The sequence below is a fragment of the Rhizobacter sp. OV335 genome (assembly GCF_900142965.1).
GTDB lineage: Bacteria > Pseudomonadota > Gammaproteobacteria > Burkholderiales > Burkholderiaceae_C > Rhizobacter.
Map to the genome: position 1 here is coordinate 37666 of NZ_FRCQ01000014.1, position 17505 is coordinate 55170.

The 17505-nt window shown below is 68.5% G+C and carries 14 protein-coding genes and 1 pseudogene; 6 read left to right on the top strand and 9 right to left on the bottom strand.

Annotated features, from left to right (window positions below):
• Positions 1-2: 2 nt before the first annotated feature.
• On the bottom strand, positions 3-794 hold the full coding sequence (locus tag BUE42_RS16000; protein WP_073466103.1) for an AraC family transcriptional regulator: 792 nt from the start codon (positions 792-794) through the stop codon (positions 3-5).
• Between the two features lie 111 nt (positions 795-905).
• On the opposite strand from BUE42_RS16000, the gene BUE42_RS16005 reads away from it, so the two are divergent.
• The 6 genes and pseudogenes from BUE42_RS16005 to BUE42_RS16025 all read left to right on the top strand — a co-directional run bounded on the left by BUE42_RS16005 (position 906) and on the right by BUE42_RS16025 (position 8648).
• Positions 906-1604: an O-methyltransferase gene (locus tag BUE42_RS16005; protein WP_073466104.1), complete on the top strand. Its 699-nt coding sequence runs from the start codon at positions 906-908 to the stop codon at positions 1602-1604.
• Positions 1601-2305, top strand: coding sequence for a siderophore-interacting protein (locus BUE42_RS16010; RefSeq protein WP_073466105.1), 705 nt, complete (start codon positions 1601-1603; stop codon positions 2303-2305). Before BUE42_RS16005 ends, BUE42_RS16010 begins: the two co-directional genes overlap by 4 nt.
• A 66-nt stretch (positions 2306-2371) precedes the next feature.
• Positions 2372-2782, top strand: coding sequence for a hypothetical protein (locus BUE42_RS16015; RefSeq protein WP_073466106.1), 411 nt, complete (start codon positions 2372-2374; stop codon positions 2780-2782).
• 105 nt (positions 2783-2887) lie between these two features.
• On the top strand, positions 2888-4183 hold the full coding sequence (locus BUE42_RS16020; RefSeq protein WP_073466107.1) for a TolC family protein: 1296 nt from the start codon (positions 2888-2890) through the stop codon (positions 4181-4183).
• A pseudogene (locus BUE42_RS31625) lies at positions 4180-5502 on the top strand (efflux RND transporter periplasmic adaptor subunit); the annotation flags it as partial. The gene BUE42_RS16020 and the pseudogene BUE42_RS31625, both read left to right, overlap by 4 nt.
• Positions 5503-5522: 20 nt before the next feature.
• On the top strand, positions 5523-8648 hold the full coding sequence (locus tag BUE42_RS16025; protein WP_083614186.1) for an efflux RND transporter permease subunit: 3126 nt from the start codon (positions 5523-5525) through the stop codon (positions 8646-8648).
• Between the two features lie 6 nt (positions 8649-8654).
• Here the strand turns inward: BUE42_RS16025 and BUE42_RS16030 are convergent, their stop codons facing one another.
• The 8 genes from BUE42_RS16030 to BUE42_RS16065 form a co-directional block, all read right to left on the bottom strand.
• On the bottom strand, positions 8655-9623 hold the full coding sequence (locus tag BUE42_RS16030; RefSeq protein WP_073466108.1) for a glycosyltransferase family 2 protein: 969 nt from the start codon (positions 9621-9623) through the stop codon (positions 8655-8657).
• Between the two features lie 141 nt (positions 9624-9764).
• Positions 9765-10970, bottom strand: coding sequence for a M20 aminoacylase family protein (locus tag BUE42_RS16035; RefSeq protein WP_073466109.1), 1206 nt, complete (start codon positions 10968-10970; stop codon positions 9765-9767).
• Positions 10967-11851 (bottom strand): N-formylglutamate amidohydrolase, encoded by an 885-nt coding sequence (locus BUE42_RS16040; protein ID WP_073466110.1) that lies wholly within the window; start codon positions 11849-11851, stop codon positions 10967-10969. The genes BUE42_RS16035 and BUE42_RS16040 overlap by 4 nt, the downstream gene beginning before the upstream one ends.
• The gene (locus BUE42_RS16045) at positions 11848-12882 is read right to left on the bottom strand and encodes an ABC transporter ATP-binding protein (RefSeq protein WP_073466111.1); all 1035 of its coding nucleotides are present in this window, start codon (positions 12880-12882) and stop codon (positions 11848-11850) included. The genes BUE42_RS16040 and BUE42_RS16045 overlap by 4 nt, the downstream gene beginning before the upstream one ends.
• Before the next feature lie 7 nt (positions 12883-12889).
• Positions 12890-13861, bottom strand: coding sequence for an ABC transporter ATP-binding protein (locus BUE42_RS16050; protein ID WP_073466112.1), 972 nt, complete (start codon positions 13859-13861; stop codon positions 12890-12892).
• Positions 13862-13865: 4 nt separating this feature from the next.
• Complete coding sequence (locus tag BUE42_RS16055) at positions 13866-14789, bottom strand: ABC transporter permease (RefSeq protein ID WP_073466113.1); 924 nt, start codon at positions 14787-14789, stop codon at positions 13866-13868.
• Positions 14786-15763 (bottom strand): ABC transporter permease, encoded by a 978-nt coding sequence (locus tag BUE42_RS16060; RefSeq protein WP_073466114.1) that lies wholly within the window; start codon positions 15761-15763, stop codon positions 14786-14788. The genes BUE42_RS16055 and BUE42_RS16060 overlap by 4 nt, the downstream gene beginning before the upstream one ends.
• 34 nt (positions 15764-15797) lie before the next feature.
• Positions 15798-17411 (bottom strand): ABC transporter substrate-binding protein, encoded by a 1614-nt coding sequence (locus BUE42_RS16065; protein ID WP_073466115.1) that lies wholly within the window; start codon positions 17409-17411, stop codon positions 15798-15800.
• Positions 17412-17505: the final 94 nt, after the last annotated feature.

Genomic DNA, 17505 nt, shown 5'->3' on the forward strand with positions numbered 1-17505 from the left:
GCTCACTCAGCGACATACCGCCCCGGCGTGGTCCCCATCGCCTTGCGGAACATCGTCACGAAGCTGCCCGAACTCTCGTAGCCCAGCCGGTCCGCGACCTGCTGGACCGACGAGCCGATGCCCAGCCATTTCACCGCCAGCATCAGGTGCAGCTGCTGGCGCCAGCGGCCGAAGCTCATGCCGGTTTCCTTCGCGAGCAGGCGCGCCATCGTCCGCTCGCTCAGCCCGGCGCGCTGCGCCCAGCTCTGCGTCGTTCCACGGTCGGCCGGGTCGTCGATGATCATCTCGACGATCTTGCGCAGGCGCGCATCCACCGGCATCGGAAGGTGCAGGTGACCGGTCGGCGCCACCGCGAGTTCATCGACCAGCAGCGTGGTCAGGCGAGCCTCCATGCCCTCCTCGGCATAGAGCGTCGGCAGTGTCGACGAGCGGATCACCAGCTCGCGCAGCAGTGGCGTCGTCGACACCGCGCAGCAGGTCGACGGCAGGTTCGATGCGGCCTCCGGTTCTATGAAGACGACGTAGCCCTCCATCTCGCCGGCACCGGTCACCTTGTGCGCCACGCCACCGGGTATCCAGATCGCCCCTTGCGGCGGCACGAGCCAGAACCCGCCCGCCACCTCGCAGGTCAGCACCCCGCGCATCAGCAACAGCAGTTCGCCCTTGCGGTGGCTGTGGAAATCCATCTCGTGCCGCTGGCTGGGGCTCTCGACCACGGCACCGATGCTCAGCACCGGGCGCGGCACGAGATCCGGGTCCGCCCAGTCGGCGGCAAGCTCACTCAGAAGGGGCATGGGGGGCGATGACGATTGGCAGGATCTCCGAAGATTCTGGCATTGCCGCGCAATGCGCTCGCAAGAGCCCCTCCGTACGATGTGCCGTCACCCTCTGGAGCACACGAAACCATGGATTCATTGAGCACGGGCCGCGTCGCCCGGACGCTGCAGCACCTCTTCACCGAAGCGGAGCAGGCCGACCGGCCCTTGATGGCGCAGTTCGTCGACGCGGCGCATCCCGAACAGCTGATCGCGGACACCATCGCCCACCACGTCGCCGAAGAGCGCCGCGACCTGCGCGGCTTCTACCGCGGCTACGCCGACAACTTCCTGAACGTGGCGCCGGAATACGGCCGCTTCCTCTACCAATGCGCCCGGGCGCGCAAGGCGACGCGGATCGTCGAGTTCGGCACGTCGATGGGCGTCTCGACGATCCACCTCGCCGCGGCGCTGCGCGACATGGGCGGCGGCCAGCTGATCGGCACCGAGCTGGAGCCCGGCAAGGCCGCGCGCGCACGGGCCAACCTCGAAGCGGCGGGGCTCGCCGACCTGGTCGAGATCCGCGTGGGCGATGCGAGCGAGACGCTGGCCGATGTCGGCGGCGAGGTCGACCTGGTGCTGCTCGACGGCGCGTTCAGCCTGTACCTGCCGGTGCTGAAGCTGCTGGAGCCGCACCTGAAGACCGGCACGCCCATCCTCGCGGAGAACGCCTTCGATCACGACAACGAGTACCTGGCCTACGTGCGCGATCCGGCGAACGGCTACCTCTCGCAACCGATCCCGATCAGCGAGGGCCGGGGCAACGAGTTCAGCGTGTTCACGCGATGAGCTGGAGCCGTGCGCTGGTGCGCATGCTGATGAAGCAGGCGCGTGTGGTGGAGGTCGAGCCCGTCGCCGAAGGCTTCCGGCTGATCACGCTGGAGAGTCCGGAGTTCAAGGGCCTTCAGTGGGTCCCCGGGCAGAAGGTGCAGATTTCGATGGGATCGGCCTTCGTCGCACGGACCTTCACGCCGATCGAGTGGGATGCCGCGGCGGGACGGACGCGGATCCTCGGGGTGGCGCACGGGCACGGTCCCGGAAGCGCCTGGGTCCGTGGTGTCAGCCCCGGCGATGCGTGCGATGTCTTCGGGCCACGGGCATCGCTGGATGTCCGGAACATCGACATGCCCGTGCTGATCGGCGACGAGACTTCGATCGGACTGGCGCATGCAATCGGGCTCGCTGGTCGTCCGAGCGCCGCGACCCTGCCCTGCCTGTTCGAGGTGCAAGCTGCGGCGCCTGCCCGTGAGGCGATGGCGCGACTGCATCTCGACGCGGCGGAGTTGTTCGAATGCACGGAGAACGACGCGCATCTGGAAGGCATCGAGCGCCGCCTGCCAGCGCTCGATGCCGCCGGCTCGACCTTCGTGCTGACGGGCAAGGCGTCGACCATCCAGCGCCTGCGCCGCGTGCTGAAGGACTCAGGCGTCGCTTCGTCCCGCGTCTTGACAAAGGCCTATTGGGCGCCAGGAAAGACCGGGCTGGACTGAACTCGTGATGTGACTGCATTCCGATGGCGTAAGGACGGATCCACTCCCTCGACTTAGACTATGCCCATGAAACTGCCCCGCAAGTACCGCATCCTGACGGCGCTCATCGCGCTGTTCAGCATGCTGTTCATGCAGGCGGCCGTGGCGTCGTACACCTGCCCCGGCTTGCAAAGCGGCGGCGACCTGGGCAGCACGGTCGTCGATCAGCCATCGATGGCTGCGATGCCTGGATGCGATCAGCCCCAGCCCGACGCGGGCAACCCTGCCTTGTGCCACGCGCACTGCCTGGACGGCAAGTCGTCGCTGGACAAGCCCCAGGCGCCGACGGTCACACCCGCGGCCGTTCTCGTTTCGACCCTCCTCTTCCCGCTGGAACCGCTCCTCGCCTCGCCGCAACCGGTCGCTGAGCAGCCTTCGTTCCTGCGGCGCACCACGGCGCCGCCCATCGCGATTCGGCACTGCTGTTTCCGCATCTGATCTCCCGCCGCTGCGCGCGCTGAGCTGACTCGTCGTCGGCCCGGCCGCAGGCTGTGCTCGCCACCGAGCGCAGCTTCGACCCCACGTCGTTCGCTCGGAGATCTCATGCTTCTTTTCCTACCCCAACGGACCCCGTCCGTCCGGCGCCAGCTCGTCGGCGCATCGCTGGCGGTCGCGCTGGGTCTCGCGGTGCTTCCCGCGCGTGCCGAAGGCGCGCTGACCCTGGACGCCGCGCAGCAACTGGCCCGCGACCGATCCCGGCAGTTGCCGGCTCAGGACGCCGCCGCCGATGCCGCCCGGCAGATGGCGGTCGCCGCCGGACAGCGTCCGGACCCCACGCTGAAGGCCGGCATCAACAACCTGCCGGTCAACGGACCGGACGCGTTCAGCACGCCCCGCGACTTCATGACCATGCGCTCCATCGGCGTCATGCAGGAGCTCACGCGAGCCAGCAAGCTGAACGCCCGCGCAGCCCGCTTCGAGCGCGAGGCCGAGGTTGCCGAAGCGAACCGCGCGCTCGCCCTTACCCAGCTCCAGCGCGACACGGCGGTGGCGTGGCTGGATCGCTTTTATCAAGAGCGCATGCGAGAGGTGCTCGTCAGCCAGCGCGACGAGGCCAAGCTGCAGATCGACGCAGCCGACGCCGCCTATCGCGGCGGTCGCGGCGCTCAGGCCGACGTGTTCACCGCCCGCGCGGCCGTCGCGCTCGTCGAGGACCGCATCGCCCAAAGCGAGCGACAGATCGCCACGGCCAAGACACAGCTCGCGCGCTGGATCGGTGCCGCGGCCACCGATCCCTTGTCCGCAGCACCGCCGATGGAGACGGTGAGCTTCCAACCGGACGAACTCGAGACACGCCTCGCGCACCACCCCGACATCGCGGTCATGGTCAAGCGTGAGGAAGTGGCCCAGGCCGAGGTCGACGTCGCCCGCGCCAACAGGAAGACCGATGCGAGTGTCGAGCTGATGTACAGCCAGCGCGGGCCCGGCTATTCGAACATGGTGTCGGTGAACCTGGCGATTCCCTTGCAGTGGGATCAGAAGAACCGCCAGGACCGCGAGGTCGCGGCCAGGCTGGCCGCACTGGAGCAGGTGCGCGCCGAGCGCGAGGAAGCCACACGCATGCACGTGGCCGAGTTGCTGGCCATGTGGCAGGAATGGCAAGGCAACCGCGAGCGGCTGACCCGCTACGACAGCGCCATCCTCCCGTTGGCCACCGAACGAACGCGCGCCGCTGTCGCAGCCTACCGCGGCAGCACGGGCTCGCTGGCCGCCGTGCTGGAAGCGCGCCGCAACGAGATCGACACGCGCATCGATCGGCTGCGCATCGAGATGGACACGGCCCGGCTGTGGGCGCAGTTGAACTACCTCCTCCCGGCCGCCCACGGAAGAACGCCATGAAAACCAGACCCCTCTTGATCTCGCTCGCGATGGCTGCGCTCGTCGGCGCCGGCGGCTACGGCCTGTACGTGCTCGGCATACAGCGCGGCATGGGAATGAGCGCCGGTGATGCGACGTCTCCGGATTCGACCGCCGCCGTCTCGGGTGCTCCTCCCAGCGCGGCCGAAGGCGAAGACGCCACCCGGCGCCACATGCAGGCCGGCCTGAAGGCCGGCGACACCGACCCGGTGACGGGCAAGAAGATCCTCTACTACCACGACCCCATGGTGCCGGCCAGCAGGTTCGACAAGCCGGGCAAGTCGCCGTTCATGGACATGATGATGTCGCCGGTGTACTCGGACAGCGGCAGCGACCCCGGCCAAGTCACCGTCAGCCCGCGCGTGCAGCAGAACCTCGGTGTGCGCACCGCCCAGGTCGTCGAGGGCCTGCTGTCACCGCAGGTCTCCGCGGTCGGCAGCATCGCCTTCAACGAGCGCGACCAGGCGATCGTGCAGGCGCGGGCGACCGGGTATGTCGAGAGACTGCATATCCGGGCGACGCTCGATCGCGTCGGCAAGGGGCAGCCGCTGGCCGAGCTGTACGTGCCGGACTGGATTGCGGCGCAGGAAGAATATCTGTCGGTGCGGCGGATGCAAGGCACCGACCTGGCGTCGCTGGTCGATGGCGCTCGCCAGCGCATGCGCCAGGTCGGCATGAGCGACGAGCAGATCCGCCTGGTCGAGAAAACCGGCACGACGCAGCCGCGCATCACGCTGGCAGCACCCATCGATGGCGTGGTCGTCGAGTTGATGGCGCGGGAAGGCATGACGGTGGTGGCCGGCACGACACTGTTCCGCATCAACGGCTTGTCGAGCGTGTGGGCGAACGCCGAGGTCCCCGAAAGCCAATCGGCGCTGCTGCGTCCCGGCGCCAAGGTGATGGCCAGGAGCCCCGCGGCGCCCGGTGAACGCTTCGAAGGCAAGGTGCAGGCCATCCTGCCCGAGGTGAATGCCTCGACCCGCACGCTGAAGGCACGCATGGAGCTCGCGAACCCGACAGGCCGCCTGGTGCCCGGCATGTTCGTGCAGATGCAGTTCATGGACATGCGCCCGGAGAAGAGCCTGCTGGTACCGACCGAAGCGGTGATCCAGACCGGCAGGCGCACGGTCGTGATGCTGGCCGAGGAGAACGGCCGCTTCCGGCCGGTCGACGTCGAGGCCGGCATCGAGAGCGGTGGCCAGACCGAGATCAAGCGCGGCTTGCAGGCGGGTCAACGGGTGGTCGTGTCGTCGCAGTTCCTGATCGACTCCGAGGCGAGTCTCCGAGGGGTCGAGTCGCGCTCCCAAGCGGGGAGCAAGCCATGATCGCCAGGCTCATCCGCTGGTCCATCGCGAACCGCTTCCTGGTGCTGCTCGCGACGCTGATGGTCGCGGCATGGGGCATCCACGCGGTGACGAAGACGCCGCTGGACGCGCTGCCGGACCTGTCGGACGTGCAGGTCATCATCCGCACGACCTATCCCGGCCAGGCACCGCGCATCGTCGAGAACCAGGTCACCTACCCGCTGACGACGACGATGCTGTCGGTGCCCGGCGCGAAGACGGTGCGCGGCTACTCGTTCTTCGGCGACTCCTTCGTCTACGTCCTGTTCGAGGACGGCACCGATCCGTACTGGGCGCGCTCCCGGGTGCTCGAGTACCTGAACCAGGTGCAGTCGCGCCTGCCCCCGCAGGCCAAGGCATCGCTCGGACCGGATGCGACCGGCGTCGGCTGGATCTATCAATACGCGCTGGTCGACCGCGGCGGCACCCAGGACGCCGGCCAGCTGCGTGCGCTGCAGGACTGGTTCCTGAAGTACGAACTGAAGACCGTGCCCAACGTGGCCGAGGTCGCCTCGGTCGGCGGCATGGTGCGGCAGTACCAGGTCGTGCTCGACCCGGACAAGCTGGCGGCCTATGGCATCCCGCACACCAGGATCGTCGACGCGATCCAGAAGGCCAACCAGGAGACCGGCGGATCGGTGCTCGAGCTCGGCGAAGCCGAGTACATGGTGCGCGCCTCCGGCTATCTGCAGGGGCTGGACGACTTCCGCAAGATCCCGTTGACCACCTCGCAGGCCGGCGTGTCGGTGCGCCTGGGCGACGTGGCGCGCATCCAGCTCGGCCCCGAGATGCGCCGCGGCATCGGCGAACTCGACGGTGAAGGCGAAGCCGTCGGCGGCGTGATCGTGATGCGTTCGGGCAAGAACGCGCTGGAGACGATCGCCGCGGTCAAGGACAAGCTCAAGGCGCTGCAGGCCAGCCTGCCCCAGGGCGTCGAGATCGTCCCGACCTACGACCGGGCCAGCCTGATCGAGCGCGCCGTCGAGAACCTCACCCACAAGCTGGTCGAAGAATTCGTCGTCGTCGCGGTGGTGTGCTTCATCTTCCTCTTTCACCTGCGCTCGGCCTTCGTCGCGATCGTCTCGCTGCCCTTGGGCATCCTGGCCGCGTTCATCGTGATGCACTACCAGGGCGTCAACGCCAACGTCATGTCGCTCGGCGGCATCGCGATCGCGATCGGCGCGATGGTGGATGCGGCGGTCGTGATGATCGAGAACGCGCACAAGCATGTCGAGCACTGGCGGCACCGGCACCCCGGCCAGTCCTTGCAGGGTGAGGACCATTGGCGGGTGATCGCCGAATCCGCGGCGGAGGTGGGTCCGGCGCTGTTCTTCTCGCTGCTCATCATCACGCTGTCGTTCATTCCGGTGTTCACGCTGGAAGCCCAGGAGGGGCGGCTCTTCGCGCCGCTCGCCTTCACCAAGACCTATGCGATGGCGGCCGCCGCCGGGCTCTCGGTGACGCTGATCCCGGTGCTGATGGGCTACCTCATTCGCGGAAAGATTCCGGACGAGCGGAGCAATCCGCTGAACCGCCTGCTGATCGCGGTGTACAGGCCCTTGCTCGAGGGGGTGCTGCGCCGGCCCAGGCTCACGATCGCGGGCGCCGCCGTCGTGCTCGTCATCAGCCTGTGGCCGCTGCAGCACATCGGCGGCGAGTTCATGCCGCGGCTGGACGAAGGCGACCTGCTGTACATGCCCTCGGCGCTGCCGGGCCTGTCAGCCGGCAAGGCGGCCGAGCTGCTGCAGCAGACCGACCGGTTGATCAGGACCGTCCCCGAAGTCGTCAGCGTCTACGGCAAGGCAGGCCGCGCCGAGACCGCCACCGACCCGGCACCGCTCGAGATGTTCGAGACGACGATCCAGTTCAAGCCACGCGACCAGTGGCGTGCCGGCATGACGCAGGACAAGCTGGTCGAGGAGCTGGACCGCATCGTGCGTGTCCCCGGGCTCTCGAACATCTGGGTGCCGCCGATCCGCAACCGCATCGACATGCTGGCCACCGGCATCAAGAGCCCGGTGGGCGTGAAGGTGGCGGGCACCGACCTGGCGACGATCGACCGGCTGACCGGCGAGATCGAGCGCGTGCTGAAGGACGTGCCGGGCGTCACCAGCGCGTTGGCCGAGCGGCTCACGGGCGGTCGCTATGTCGACGTCAACATCCGGCGCGACGACGCGGCGCGCTTCGGCATGAACATCTCGGACGTGCAGTCCGTCATCTCGTCGGCCGTGGGCGGCGAAAACATCGGCGAGACCGTCGAGGGCCTGCAGCGCTTCCCGATCAACCTGCGCTACCCGCGCGAGCTGCGCGACTCGCTGGACAAACTGCGCACGCTGCCGATCGTCAGCGAACGCGGCGCCCGGCTGCTGCTGTCCGATGTGGCCGACATCCGGATCACCGACGGCCCGCCGATGCTGCGCAGCGAGAACGCGCGGCTGTCGGGCTGGGTCTACGTCGACATCCGCGGGCGCGACCTGAGCGGTGCCGTGCAGGACATGCAGCGCGCCGTGATGAAGGCGCTGAAGTTGCCGCCGGGCTACTCGATCTCCTGGTCGGGCCAGTTCGAGTTCCTCGAACGCGCCACGGCCAAGCTGAAGATCGTCGTGCCGTTCACGTTGCTGATCATCTTCGTGCTGCTGTACCTCACGTTCAGGCGCTTCGACGAGGCGCTGCTGATCATGGCGGCGCTGCCGTTCGCGCTGGTGGGCGGCATCTGGCTGCTGTACCTGCTCAGCTACAACCTGTCCGTGGCCGGGGCGGTGGGCTTCATTGCGCTGGCCGGCGTGTCGGCCGAGTTCGGCGTGATCATGCTGCTGTACCTGAAGCACGCCTGGCAGGATCGCCTCGACGCCGGCCAGACGAGCGCGGCCGACCTGCTCGACTCGATCCGCGAAGGCGCGGTGCTGCGCGTGCGGCCGAAGGCGATGACGGTCGCGGTCATCCTCGCCGGCCTGTTGCCGATCATGACGGGCAGCGGCACCGGCTCCGAAGTCATGCAGCGCATCGCCGCGCCGATGGTGGGCGGGATGATCACCGCGCCGCTGCTGTCGATGTTCGTGATCCCGGCCGCGTACCTGCTGATGCGGCGCGCGCGTGAACGATGAGGAAAGTCAGCCCGGGGTGCGCCCACGCCCCAGCGCACTGAGCACCACCAGCTTGATTGCCAGCTTGGCGGCTTCCACCGTGGGTCGGTAGCGCCACGATTCGCGCAGCCGCTCGCGCGCCGCCGGCAGTTGGCGAGCCCACATCAGGTCGCGCGCGTAACCGAGCGTGGTGGCCACCCGGGCGTCGCGAAACTCCTTGGCGAAATGGCGGGCCTGCTCCGGATGTTCCTGCTCGAACTTGGCATACACCTTCAGGCGGTTGCCGGTGTTGATGTTCCTGCTGAGCGAGCCCGGCGTGCTGGTCACGTTCACCAGCGGCTGCGCCACCTCGACGATGGTGGTGGACACCGCCACGCGCAGCGCGAAGTCGATGTCCTCGCCGGTCTTCAGCGTGGTGTCGAAGTCGCCCGCTGCATTGCGTGCCTCGGTGCGCAGCACGACGTTGGAGCCCATCATGCCCCCCATCAGCAGGTCGGGCAGGCGCAGCATGCCGTTCACCACCCCGGGCTTGGGCGGCGCGATGCCGATCTCCGAGCCGTCGGGGCGCACGCCGCGCGCGCGGGTGCAGCAGGCCGCGCCGGCGCCGGGCACTGCTTCGATGCTGTTCACCGCAGTCTCCAGCCAGCGCGGATCCCAGTGGTCATCGGAATCGAGCAGCGCCACGTAGTCGCCGGTCACCTGCGGGAACGCCGTGTTTCGTGCGCTGGACACACCACCGTTGGACTTGGGGATGTACAGCACCGGCTCCGGCAGCGCGCGCACCAGCTCGGCCGTGTTGTCGGTGGAGCCGTCGTCGACCACGATGACCTGGTGCGGCGGCAGCGTCTGGGCCAGCGCGGAACGCGCCGCGCGCACCACGTCCTCGGCACGGTTGTAGGTGGGGATCACGACGGAGACCTTGGCGCTCAGGCCGTTGCTCTCCCGAGCGAACACGGCCACGTCATCGAACCGGCGATCAACCGTCTTGCTGCTCATTGCATCCCTCCCCAGGGCTGACACCTGATCGTGTGGGCTCAGGCTGAGCAGTAGATTAATTGTCGACGTGGCCGATTTCAATCGGCCGAACTCGATTATCGATAATTGTCAGGAATCGAGGTCGCAGGCTGCAATTTCCGCTCACCCCCGCGCGAAGAACGCCTCCACCAGCCGCACCCAATACGTCCCGCCCACCGGCAGCAGCGCATCGTTGAAGTCGTAGTTCGGGTTGTGCAGCTCGCACGGCCCCATGCCGTGGTACGTGGCCTCGCGGTGGCCGCCGCCGCCATTGCCGACGAACAGGTAGGTGCCCGGCACCTTCTGCAGGTAGAACGAGAAATCCTCGGCGCCGCCGTGCTGCGGCGTGTTGCCGTCCACCTTGTCGGCCCCGAAGGTGTCCTGCGCCACCTTCATCGCGAAATCGGTCTGCGCGTCCCAGTTCACCAGCGGCGGGTAGGCGCGGTGGAACTTCAGCTCGCCGGTGCCGCCGTGTACCTGCGGCAGCAGCTCGGCCATGCGGCGCATGTTGGCCTCGATCTCGTCCAGCACCTCGGTGCTGAAGGTGCGCACCGTGCCGCGGATCACCGCCTCGCCCGGCAGCACGTTGTAGGCATCGCCTGCATGGATCTGCGTCACGCTCACCACCGCCACGTCGATCGGGTTCTTGTGGCGCGAGATGAGCGTCTGCAGCGCGCCCACCATCTCGGCCGCGATGACGATCGTGTCGACCGCCTTGTGCGGCTGCGCCGCATGCCCGCCGGTGCCGCGCACGATGATGTCGAAGCGGTTGCTCGACGCCATCGTCGGCCCCTTGCGGAACGCGAAATGCCCCGCCTCGAAACCCGGCATGTTGTGGATGCCGTAGATCTCCTCGCACGGGAAGCGGGTGAACAGCCCGTCGTCCATCATCGCCTTCGCGCCGGCGTTGCCGCCCTCCTCCGCCGGCTGGAAGATGAAGTTCACCGTGCCCTCGAAATCGCGGTGCGTAGCCAGGTAGTGCGCCGCGCCCAGCAGCATCGCGGTGTGACCGTCGTGCCCGCAGCCGTGCATGCGCCCCGGCTCCTTCGACGCATGCAGAAAACGGTTGTGCTCCGGCATCGGCAGCGCATCCATGTCGGCTCGCAGGCCGATCGCGCGCTCGCCAGCGCCGCGCGTACCGTGCAGCACGCCCACCACGCCGGTCTGGCCGAGGCCGCGGTGCACCTCGATGCCCCACGCCGCCAGGCGCTCGGCCACCAGGTCGGAGGTGCGCGTCTCTTTGAATGCCAGTTCCGGGTGCGCGTGGATGTCGCGGCGCAGCGCGGTGAACTCGGCGTGCTTGTCTTCGATCTCGGCGATGAGCGTCATGTCACTTGATCCTTCACGTAGTCGGCAATCTCGCGGGAGACGGCGGTGAGCGCATTCTGCAAGGCGGCGAAGCCGGCACTGCGCTCGCGCGTGGTCTCGTTCATGTAAAGCCCGCGGTGGATCTCCACCTGCAGGCTGTGGCGGCGCTCGGCGGGTCGGCCCAGCCGCGCGATCAGCGCGACGCCCTTGAACGGGTCGTTCAGCGCCACGCTGAAACCGCGCCGGCGCAGCGCCTCGGCCACCAGCGCGGTGAACTCGGGCGATGCGGTGCTGCCGTCGCGGTCGCCCAGCACGAAATCGGCGAGCGGATGGTCGCTCTGGATCTGCAGGCCCTCGTACGAATCGGCGGGCATCGAGTGCAGGTTCAGGTGCCACACCGCGCCGAAGCGCGCATGGGCGGCCTGGATCTGCTCGCGCATCGCGGCGTGGTACGGCGCGTGGTACGTGGCGATGCGCCGCTGCACCTCGGCCACCGGCAGCTTGCGCGCATAGATCGGCCACTTGCCGCTCTTGCCCGCATCGCGCCAGATCAGGCCGATGCCCAGGCGCGTCTTCTCGCTGGGGTGCAGCGGCGTCGGCCACGGCTCGGCCAGCATGCCGGGGTCGATGTCGTCGATGTCGCGGTTCGGGTCGATGTAGGCGCGCGGGAAATCCGCTGCCAGCAGCGTGGCACCGACCGAGGGCAGCGCCTGCCACAGCACATGCACGTCGGTGTCTTCCGCGCCGCGCAGCTGATCGAAGGGCACGACGTGGCCGAAGTCATCGGGGTACAGCACGCCGCTGTGCGGCGAGTCGCAGACCAGCGGCACCGGGTCGGCCTCGGGCAGGCGCAGCGTGAACGGCGGGAACGGCGTCGGAACGCTTTGAAGGACGGCTGTCATGGCGTGGGATCGTTGAGGTGGCACGCGCTGGTGTGGCCTGTCTGCAGCGTGCGCAGCACCGGCGCCTCGACCTTGCAGCGCGGCATCGCATGCGGGCAGCGCGGGTGGAAGGCGCAGCCCGGGGGCGGCGCCAGCGGCGACGGCAGTTCGCCCTGGATGGGCAGGTAGGCGCGACGCGTGGTGTCGAGTGTCGGCAGCTCGGCCAGCAGCGCCTGCGTGTAGGGGTGGTTGGGCGCGCTGAAGATCGTCTCGGTGGGCGCGGCCTCGACGATGCGGCCCAGGTACATGATCACGACGCGGTCCGACACATGCCCCACCACGCCCAGGTTGTGGCTGATGAAGAGGTAGGTCAGCTCGAACTCGCGGCGCAGCGCGAGGAACAGGTTCAGCACCTGCGCCTGGATCGACACGTCGAGCGCCGCCACCGCCTCGTCGCAGACGATCAGCCGCGGCTTCAGGGCGAGCGCACGCGCGATGCCGATGCGCTGCCGCTGCCCGCCCGAGAACTGGTGCGGATAGCGCTGCGCGTAGCCGGGGTCGAGTCCCACCTGGCGCATCAGGCTCTCGACGTACTCCACCTTCTGCGACGCCTTCACCAGCCCGTGCACCACCGGCGCCTCGCCGACGATGTCCATCACCCGCATGCGCGGGTTCAGCGAGGCCATCGGGTTCTGGAAGATCATCTGCACGCCCAGCCCCCAGGCGCGGCGCTCGGTGGCGTCCATCGCGGCCACCGGCTTGCCGAGGAAGCTGACGCTGCCCTCGGTCGGCGGCGTGATGCCGGCGACCACGCGGCCCAGCGTCGATTTGCCGCAGCCGGATTCGCCGACCACGCCGATCACTTCGCCGGGCCGGATCTCCAGGTCGACATCGGCCACGGCGTGCACCACCGAGGCGCGGTGGCCGGCCCCCAGCAGGTTCGCGATGCGGCCTGCGAGATCGATGTCCTGCACGAAGCGCTTCGAGACGCCGCGCAGCTGCAGCAGCGGCGCGGCAGTGCTGACAGGGGTAGGTTCGAGGAGGGTGTCCATGCGGTCCTCAGGCCGGCTCGGGCGTCAGCATGTTCCAGCAGCGCACCGTCTTGCCCGCGGGGCCGGGCGCGGCCTGCGGCACCACCAGGCACGCGTCGGTCGCATGGCCGCAGCGCGGCCGGAACGCGCAGCCCTGCGGCAGGTTCAGCAGCGACGGCGTCATGCCGGGGATCTGCCGCAGCAAGGTGCCGTGCGTGGCGCGCGTCGGGATCGAATCGATCAGGCCGCGCGTGTAGGGGTGAGACGGGTTGCCGATCACGTCGGCCGTCGCGCCGCTCTCGACGATGCGGCCGGCGTACATCACCGCCAGGCGGTCGGCCAGGCCAGACACCACCGCCAGGTCGTGCGTGATCCACATCATCGCGGTGCCGGTCTCGCGGCACAGCTTCTGCACCTCGTACAGGATCTGCGCCTGGATCGTCACGTCGAGCGCGGTCGTCGGCTCGTCGGCGATCAGGAGTTTCGGGCGGTTCAGCAGCGCGATCGCGATCGCCACGCGCTGGCGCATGCCGCCCGAGAGCTGGTGCGGGTAGGCCTGCAGCCGCTCGTCGGGCGACGGGATGCCGACCATCGCGAGCGCATCGCGGGCCCGCGCGAGTGCGGCCTTCGCGCTCACCTTCTCATGCGCATGGATCGCCTCGACCATCTGCGTGTCGACGCGCAGCACCGGGTTCAGCGTCATCATCGGGTCCTGGAAGATCATCGCGATCTCCTTGCCGCGCAGCGCCTGCAGCCGGCGCTCGGTCGCTCCGACCAGTTCCTCGCCGAGGTAGCGGATGTGCCCGCCGACGATGCGCCCCGGCGGGTCGATCAGCCCGAGGATCGAGAAGCCGGTGATGCTCTTGCCCGAGCCCGATTCGCCGACCAGCCCGAGGATCTCGCCGGCCTCGATGCGCAGGTCGACGCCGTCGACCGCCTTCACCACGCCGCCATGCGTGAAGAAGTGCGTCTGCAGGCCCTGGACGTCGAGGACGGTCATCGTGTCAGTGCGCGTTGCGCGGGTTCAGGATGTCGCGCAGGTGGTCGCCCACCAGGTTGATGCCGACGATCGACAGCGCCAGCGCGATGCCGGGAAAGAACGAGATCCAGTAGTTGCCCGACAGCAGGAACTCGTAGCCGTTGGCGATCAGCATGCCGAGCGACGGCTCGGTCACCGGCACGCCGACGCCGAGGAACGACAGCGTCGACTCCAGCGCAATGGCGTGCGCCAAGTCGATGGTGGCGATCACGATCAGCGGCGGCAGGCAGTTGGGCAGCATGTGGCGCAGCAGCACGCGCGGCCAGCCGAGCGACATGCACTGCGCGGCCTCGATGTACTCCTTCGCGCGCTCCACCAGCGCGGCGCCGCGCGCGGCCCGCGCGAAATACGCCCACTGCACGATGACGAGCGCGAGGATCACCTTGTCGACGCCCTTGCCGAGAATGGCCAGCAGGATCAGCGCGACCAGGATCGCCGGGAACGACAGCTGGATGTCGACGATGCGCATCAGCATCGCATCGATCCACCCGCCGAAATAGGCCGCCGCCAGCCCGACCGCGCTGCCGATGGCCAGCGCCGCCGCGACCGAGACGCCGCCCACCAACAGGCTGGTGCGCAAGCCGTAGAGGATGGCCGACAGCAGGTCGCGCGCCTGGCCGTCGGTGCCGAGCCAGTAGGTCATCGTGCCGGCGGCATCGCGGCTGCCGGGCGGCAGCTTCGAGTCGAAGATGTCGAGCTTGCCGATGTCGTACGGGTTCTGCGGCGAGATCCACGGCGCGAACACCGCGGCGAACAGCGCGAGCGCCAGCAGCACCAGGCCGAACATCGCCAGCCGGTCGGCCATGAACTCGCGGCGCAGGCGCTGCCACGGCGTTTCTGGCGGAGGAAGCGGCGGCGGCAATGCAGTCGACAGCGCTTCGATCGTCATGCCTTCGCCCCTTGCAGCCGCACGCGCGGGTCGAGCACCGAATAGAGAACGTCCACCACGAGGTTCAGCATCACGAGGAAGAACACGATCAGGATCAGGTAGGCGACGACCACCGGCCGGTCGAGCGTGATGATCGAATCGAGCAGCAGCTTGCCCATGCCGGGCCACGCGAAGATGGTCTCGGTGACCACCGCGAACGCGACCACCTGGCCGAACTCCAGCCCGCCCACCGTGACGATCGGCACCATGATGTTCTTCAGCAGGTGCACGCGCAGGATGCGGCCCCAGCCCAGGCCCTTGGCGCGCGCGAACTTGATGTAGTCCATCGGCAGCGCCTCGCGCGTGGCAGCACGCGTCACGCGGATGATCAGCGCGGTCTTCGCGAGCGCGATCGTCACGGCCGGCAGCAGCAGGCGCGACCAGCCGTCGAGCGTCAGCACGCTGAGGTCGAGCGGCCCGAGGTGCACCGTGGCGCCGCGCCCGCTGGCCGGCAGCCAGCCGAGCTGCACCGCGAACACCATGATCAGCATCAGCCCGACCCAGAAGTTGGGCAGCGAGAAGCCGAGCACCGAGCCGGCCATGATGCCGCGCGTGCTGAGCGCCTGCGGCCGCAGGCCGGCCCAGATGCCCAGCGGGATGCCGACCAGCACCGACAGGCCCATCGACACCAGCGCGAGCTCCAGCGTGGCCGGCATGCGCTCCAGGATCAGGCCCATCGCCGACTGCCCGGTCAGGAAGCTCTTGCCGAAATCGAGCCGCAGCGCGTGCGACATGAAGATACCGTACTGCTGCCACAGCGGCTTGTCGAGGCCGAAGCTGGCGCGGATCTCGGCGCGGTCCTGCTCGGTGGCCTCGGCGCTGGCCATCATCGAGACCGGGTCGCCGACGACGTAGAGGCCGACGAAGACCAGGCCCGACATGACCGCCATGACGAGCACCGCCTGCAGCAGGCGGCGGATGATGAAAGCCGACATCAGCGTGCTCGGTACTGCCCTGTGTGCATGCTGATTACTTGGCCGGCACCGCGTACTGGACCATCGTCTGCTGGTCGGCGCGGCCCTTGAAGCTGACGTTCTTCTTCATCGCCCACACCGAGTGCTCGAAGTGGATCGGCAGCATCGCGTAATCGGCCATCGCCAGCTCGCTGGCCTTGGCCAGCGTCGCGGCGCGCGCGGCATCGTCCATCTGCGACGAGGCTTCCGCCACCAGCTTGTCCATCCCGGGGTTGGAATAGCGCGCGCGGTTGGTGGTGCCCAGGCCCTTGTCCTTGTCCGGCGTGACCAGCAGCGCGATCAGCGTGTTCGACATCTCGCCGGTCGCGGTGCCCCAGCCGGCCAGGTAGGCGCTGTAGGTGTAGGTATCGCGGTTCTTGAAGAACACGGCCGGCGCGTTGGCATCGATCGAGGTCTTGACGCCGATGCGCGTCCACATGGCAGCCAGCGTCTGCGCGACCTTGCTGTCGTTGATGTAGCGCCCGTTCGGCGTGCCCAGCACCAGCGTGAAGCCGTCCGGGTAGCCGGCCTCCTTCAACAGCGCCTTGGCCTTCTCGGGATCGGGCTTGGCGGCGGTGACCAGGTTCTTGCTGGCGCCGAACATCGGGTACGGCAGCAGCTGCGCGGCCGGCGATGCCACGCCGCCCATCGTGCGCGAGACCAGCGCCGAGCGGTCGACGGCGAGCGACAGCGCTTCGCGCACGCGCTTGTCGAGCAGCGGGTTCTTGCCGATGGGGCCACCGGCAGTGGCGGTGATGCCCGGCGTGGTGTCGCCGTTCTGGTCGAGTGCCACGTAGATGATGCGGTTCGACGCCTTGGTCTCCACCGTCAGCTTGGGCTCCTTGCGCAGGCGCTCCAGGTCATCGGTCGGCGGGTCTTCGGCGAGGTCGACGTCGCCCGCGAGCAGCGCGGCGACGCGCGCGGCCGGGTTGCTGATCGGGCGGTAGATGACCTTGTCCCAGGCCGGTGCCTTGCCCCAGTAGTGGGGGTTGCGCTCGAAGATGACCTCGGAGCCGCGCTTCCACGAGACGAACTTGTACGGGCCGGTGCCCACCAGGCCGTTGCCGGCGTTCAGCTCGGTGGTGGTCTTGCCTTCGGGGGCGGCGCCTGCGGCGGCCTTGGCCGACATGATCGGCAGGCCCACCATGTTGATCGCGAGCAGCGGGTACGGCTCGGTGGTGGTGATGCGCACCGTCAGCGGGTCGGGAGCCTCGATCTTCTCGACCTTCTGCAGGTAGACCTTGAACGATGACGGGCTGTTGGGCACCTTGGGCACGCGGTCCATCGTGAACAGCACGTCGGCCGAGGTCATCGGGCTGCCATCGGAGAACTTGACGTTCGGCCGCAGCTTGAAGGTCCAGACCTTGCCGTCGGCCTTCCAGGATTCGGCGAGGCAGGGCTCGGGCTTCAGGTCGGCATCGACGCAGACCAGCGGTTCGAACAGCGTCTGCGACAGCTGGATGTTCGGCGTCAGCGCGTGGTACTGCGGGTCCATCGACGTGGGCTCGGTCTTCAGCGCCACCACGAGGTCGCGCGCTGCGGCAGCGGTCGAGAGAGAGACGCCGGCAGCGATGACACCGGCGACCAGCAGGGATCGGCCGACGGGCCCGAGGGAAATACTTCCTGGCATGTGATGCTCTGCAGTCCGTGTTCGATGAAGCTGAAGACGGTAGCAAGAAGCGATCCAGGCGGCAATTGTGGGGACTACCTGCGGCGTCGGTTTT

Bases quoted from the DNA above. Each gene is read 5' to 3' on its own strand.
- BUE42_RS16000 (WP_073466103.1), bottom strand. From the start codon at position 794: ATGCCCCTTCTGAGTGAGCTTGCCGCCGACTGGGCGGACCCGGATCTC.
- BUE42_RS16035 (WP_073466109.1), bottom strand. From the start codon at position 10,970: ATGACGCTCATCGCCGAGATCGAAGACAAGCACGCCGAGTTCACCGCG.
- BUE42_RS16030 (WP_073466108.1), bottom strand. From the start codon at position 9,623: ATGAGCAGCAAGACGGTTGATCGCCGGTTCGATGACGTGGCCGTGTTC.
- BUE42_RS16060 (WP_073466114.1), bottom strand. From the start codon at position 15,763: ATGTCGGCTTTCATCATCCGCCGCCTGCTGCAGGCGGTGCTCGTCATG.
- BUE42_RS16065 (WP_073466115.1), bottom strand. From the start codon at position 17,411: ATGCCAGGAAGTATTTCCCTCGGGCCCGTCGGCCGATCCCTGCTGGTC.
- BUE42_RS16055 (WP_073466113.1), bottom strand. From the start codon at position 14,789: ATGACGATCGAAGCGCTGTCGACTGCATTGCCGCCGCCGCTTCCTCCG.
- BUE42_RS16045 (WP_073466111.1), bottom strand. From the start codon at position 12,882: ATGGACACCCTCCTCGAACCTACCCCTGTCAGCACTGCCGCGCCGCTG.
- BUE42_RS16010 (WP_073466105.1), top strand. From the start codon at position 1,601: ATGAGCTGGAGCCGTGCGCTGGTGCGCATGCTGATGAAGCAGGCGCGT.
- BUE42_RS16020 (WP_073466107.1), top strand. From the start codon at position 2,888: ATGCTTCTTTTCCTACCCCAACGGACCCCGTCCGTCCGGCGCCAGCTC.
- BUE42_RS16015 (WP_073466106.1), top strand. From the start codon at position 2,372: ATGAAACTGCCCCGCAAGTACCGCATCCTGACGGCGCTCATCGCGCTG.
- BUE42_RS16025 (WP_083614186.1), top strand. From the start codon at position 5,523: ATGATCGCCAGGCTCATCCGCTGGTCCATCGCGAACCGCTTCCTGGTG.
- BUE42_RS16005 (WP_073466104.1), top strand. From the start codon at position 906: ATGGATTCATTGAGCACGGGCCGCGTCGCCCGGACGCTGCAGCACCTC.
- BUE42_RS16050 (WP_073466112.1), bottom strand. From the start codon at position 13,861: ATGACCGTCCTCGACGTCCAGGGCCTGCAGACGCACTTCTTCACGCAT.
- BUE42_RS16040 (WP_073466110.1), bottom strand. From the start codon at position 11,851: ATGACAGCCGTCCTTCAAAGCGTTCCGACGCCGTTCCCGCCGTTCACG.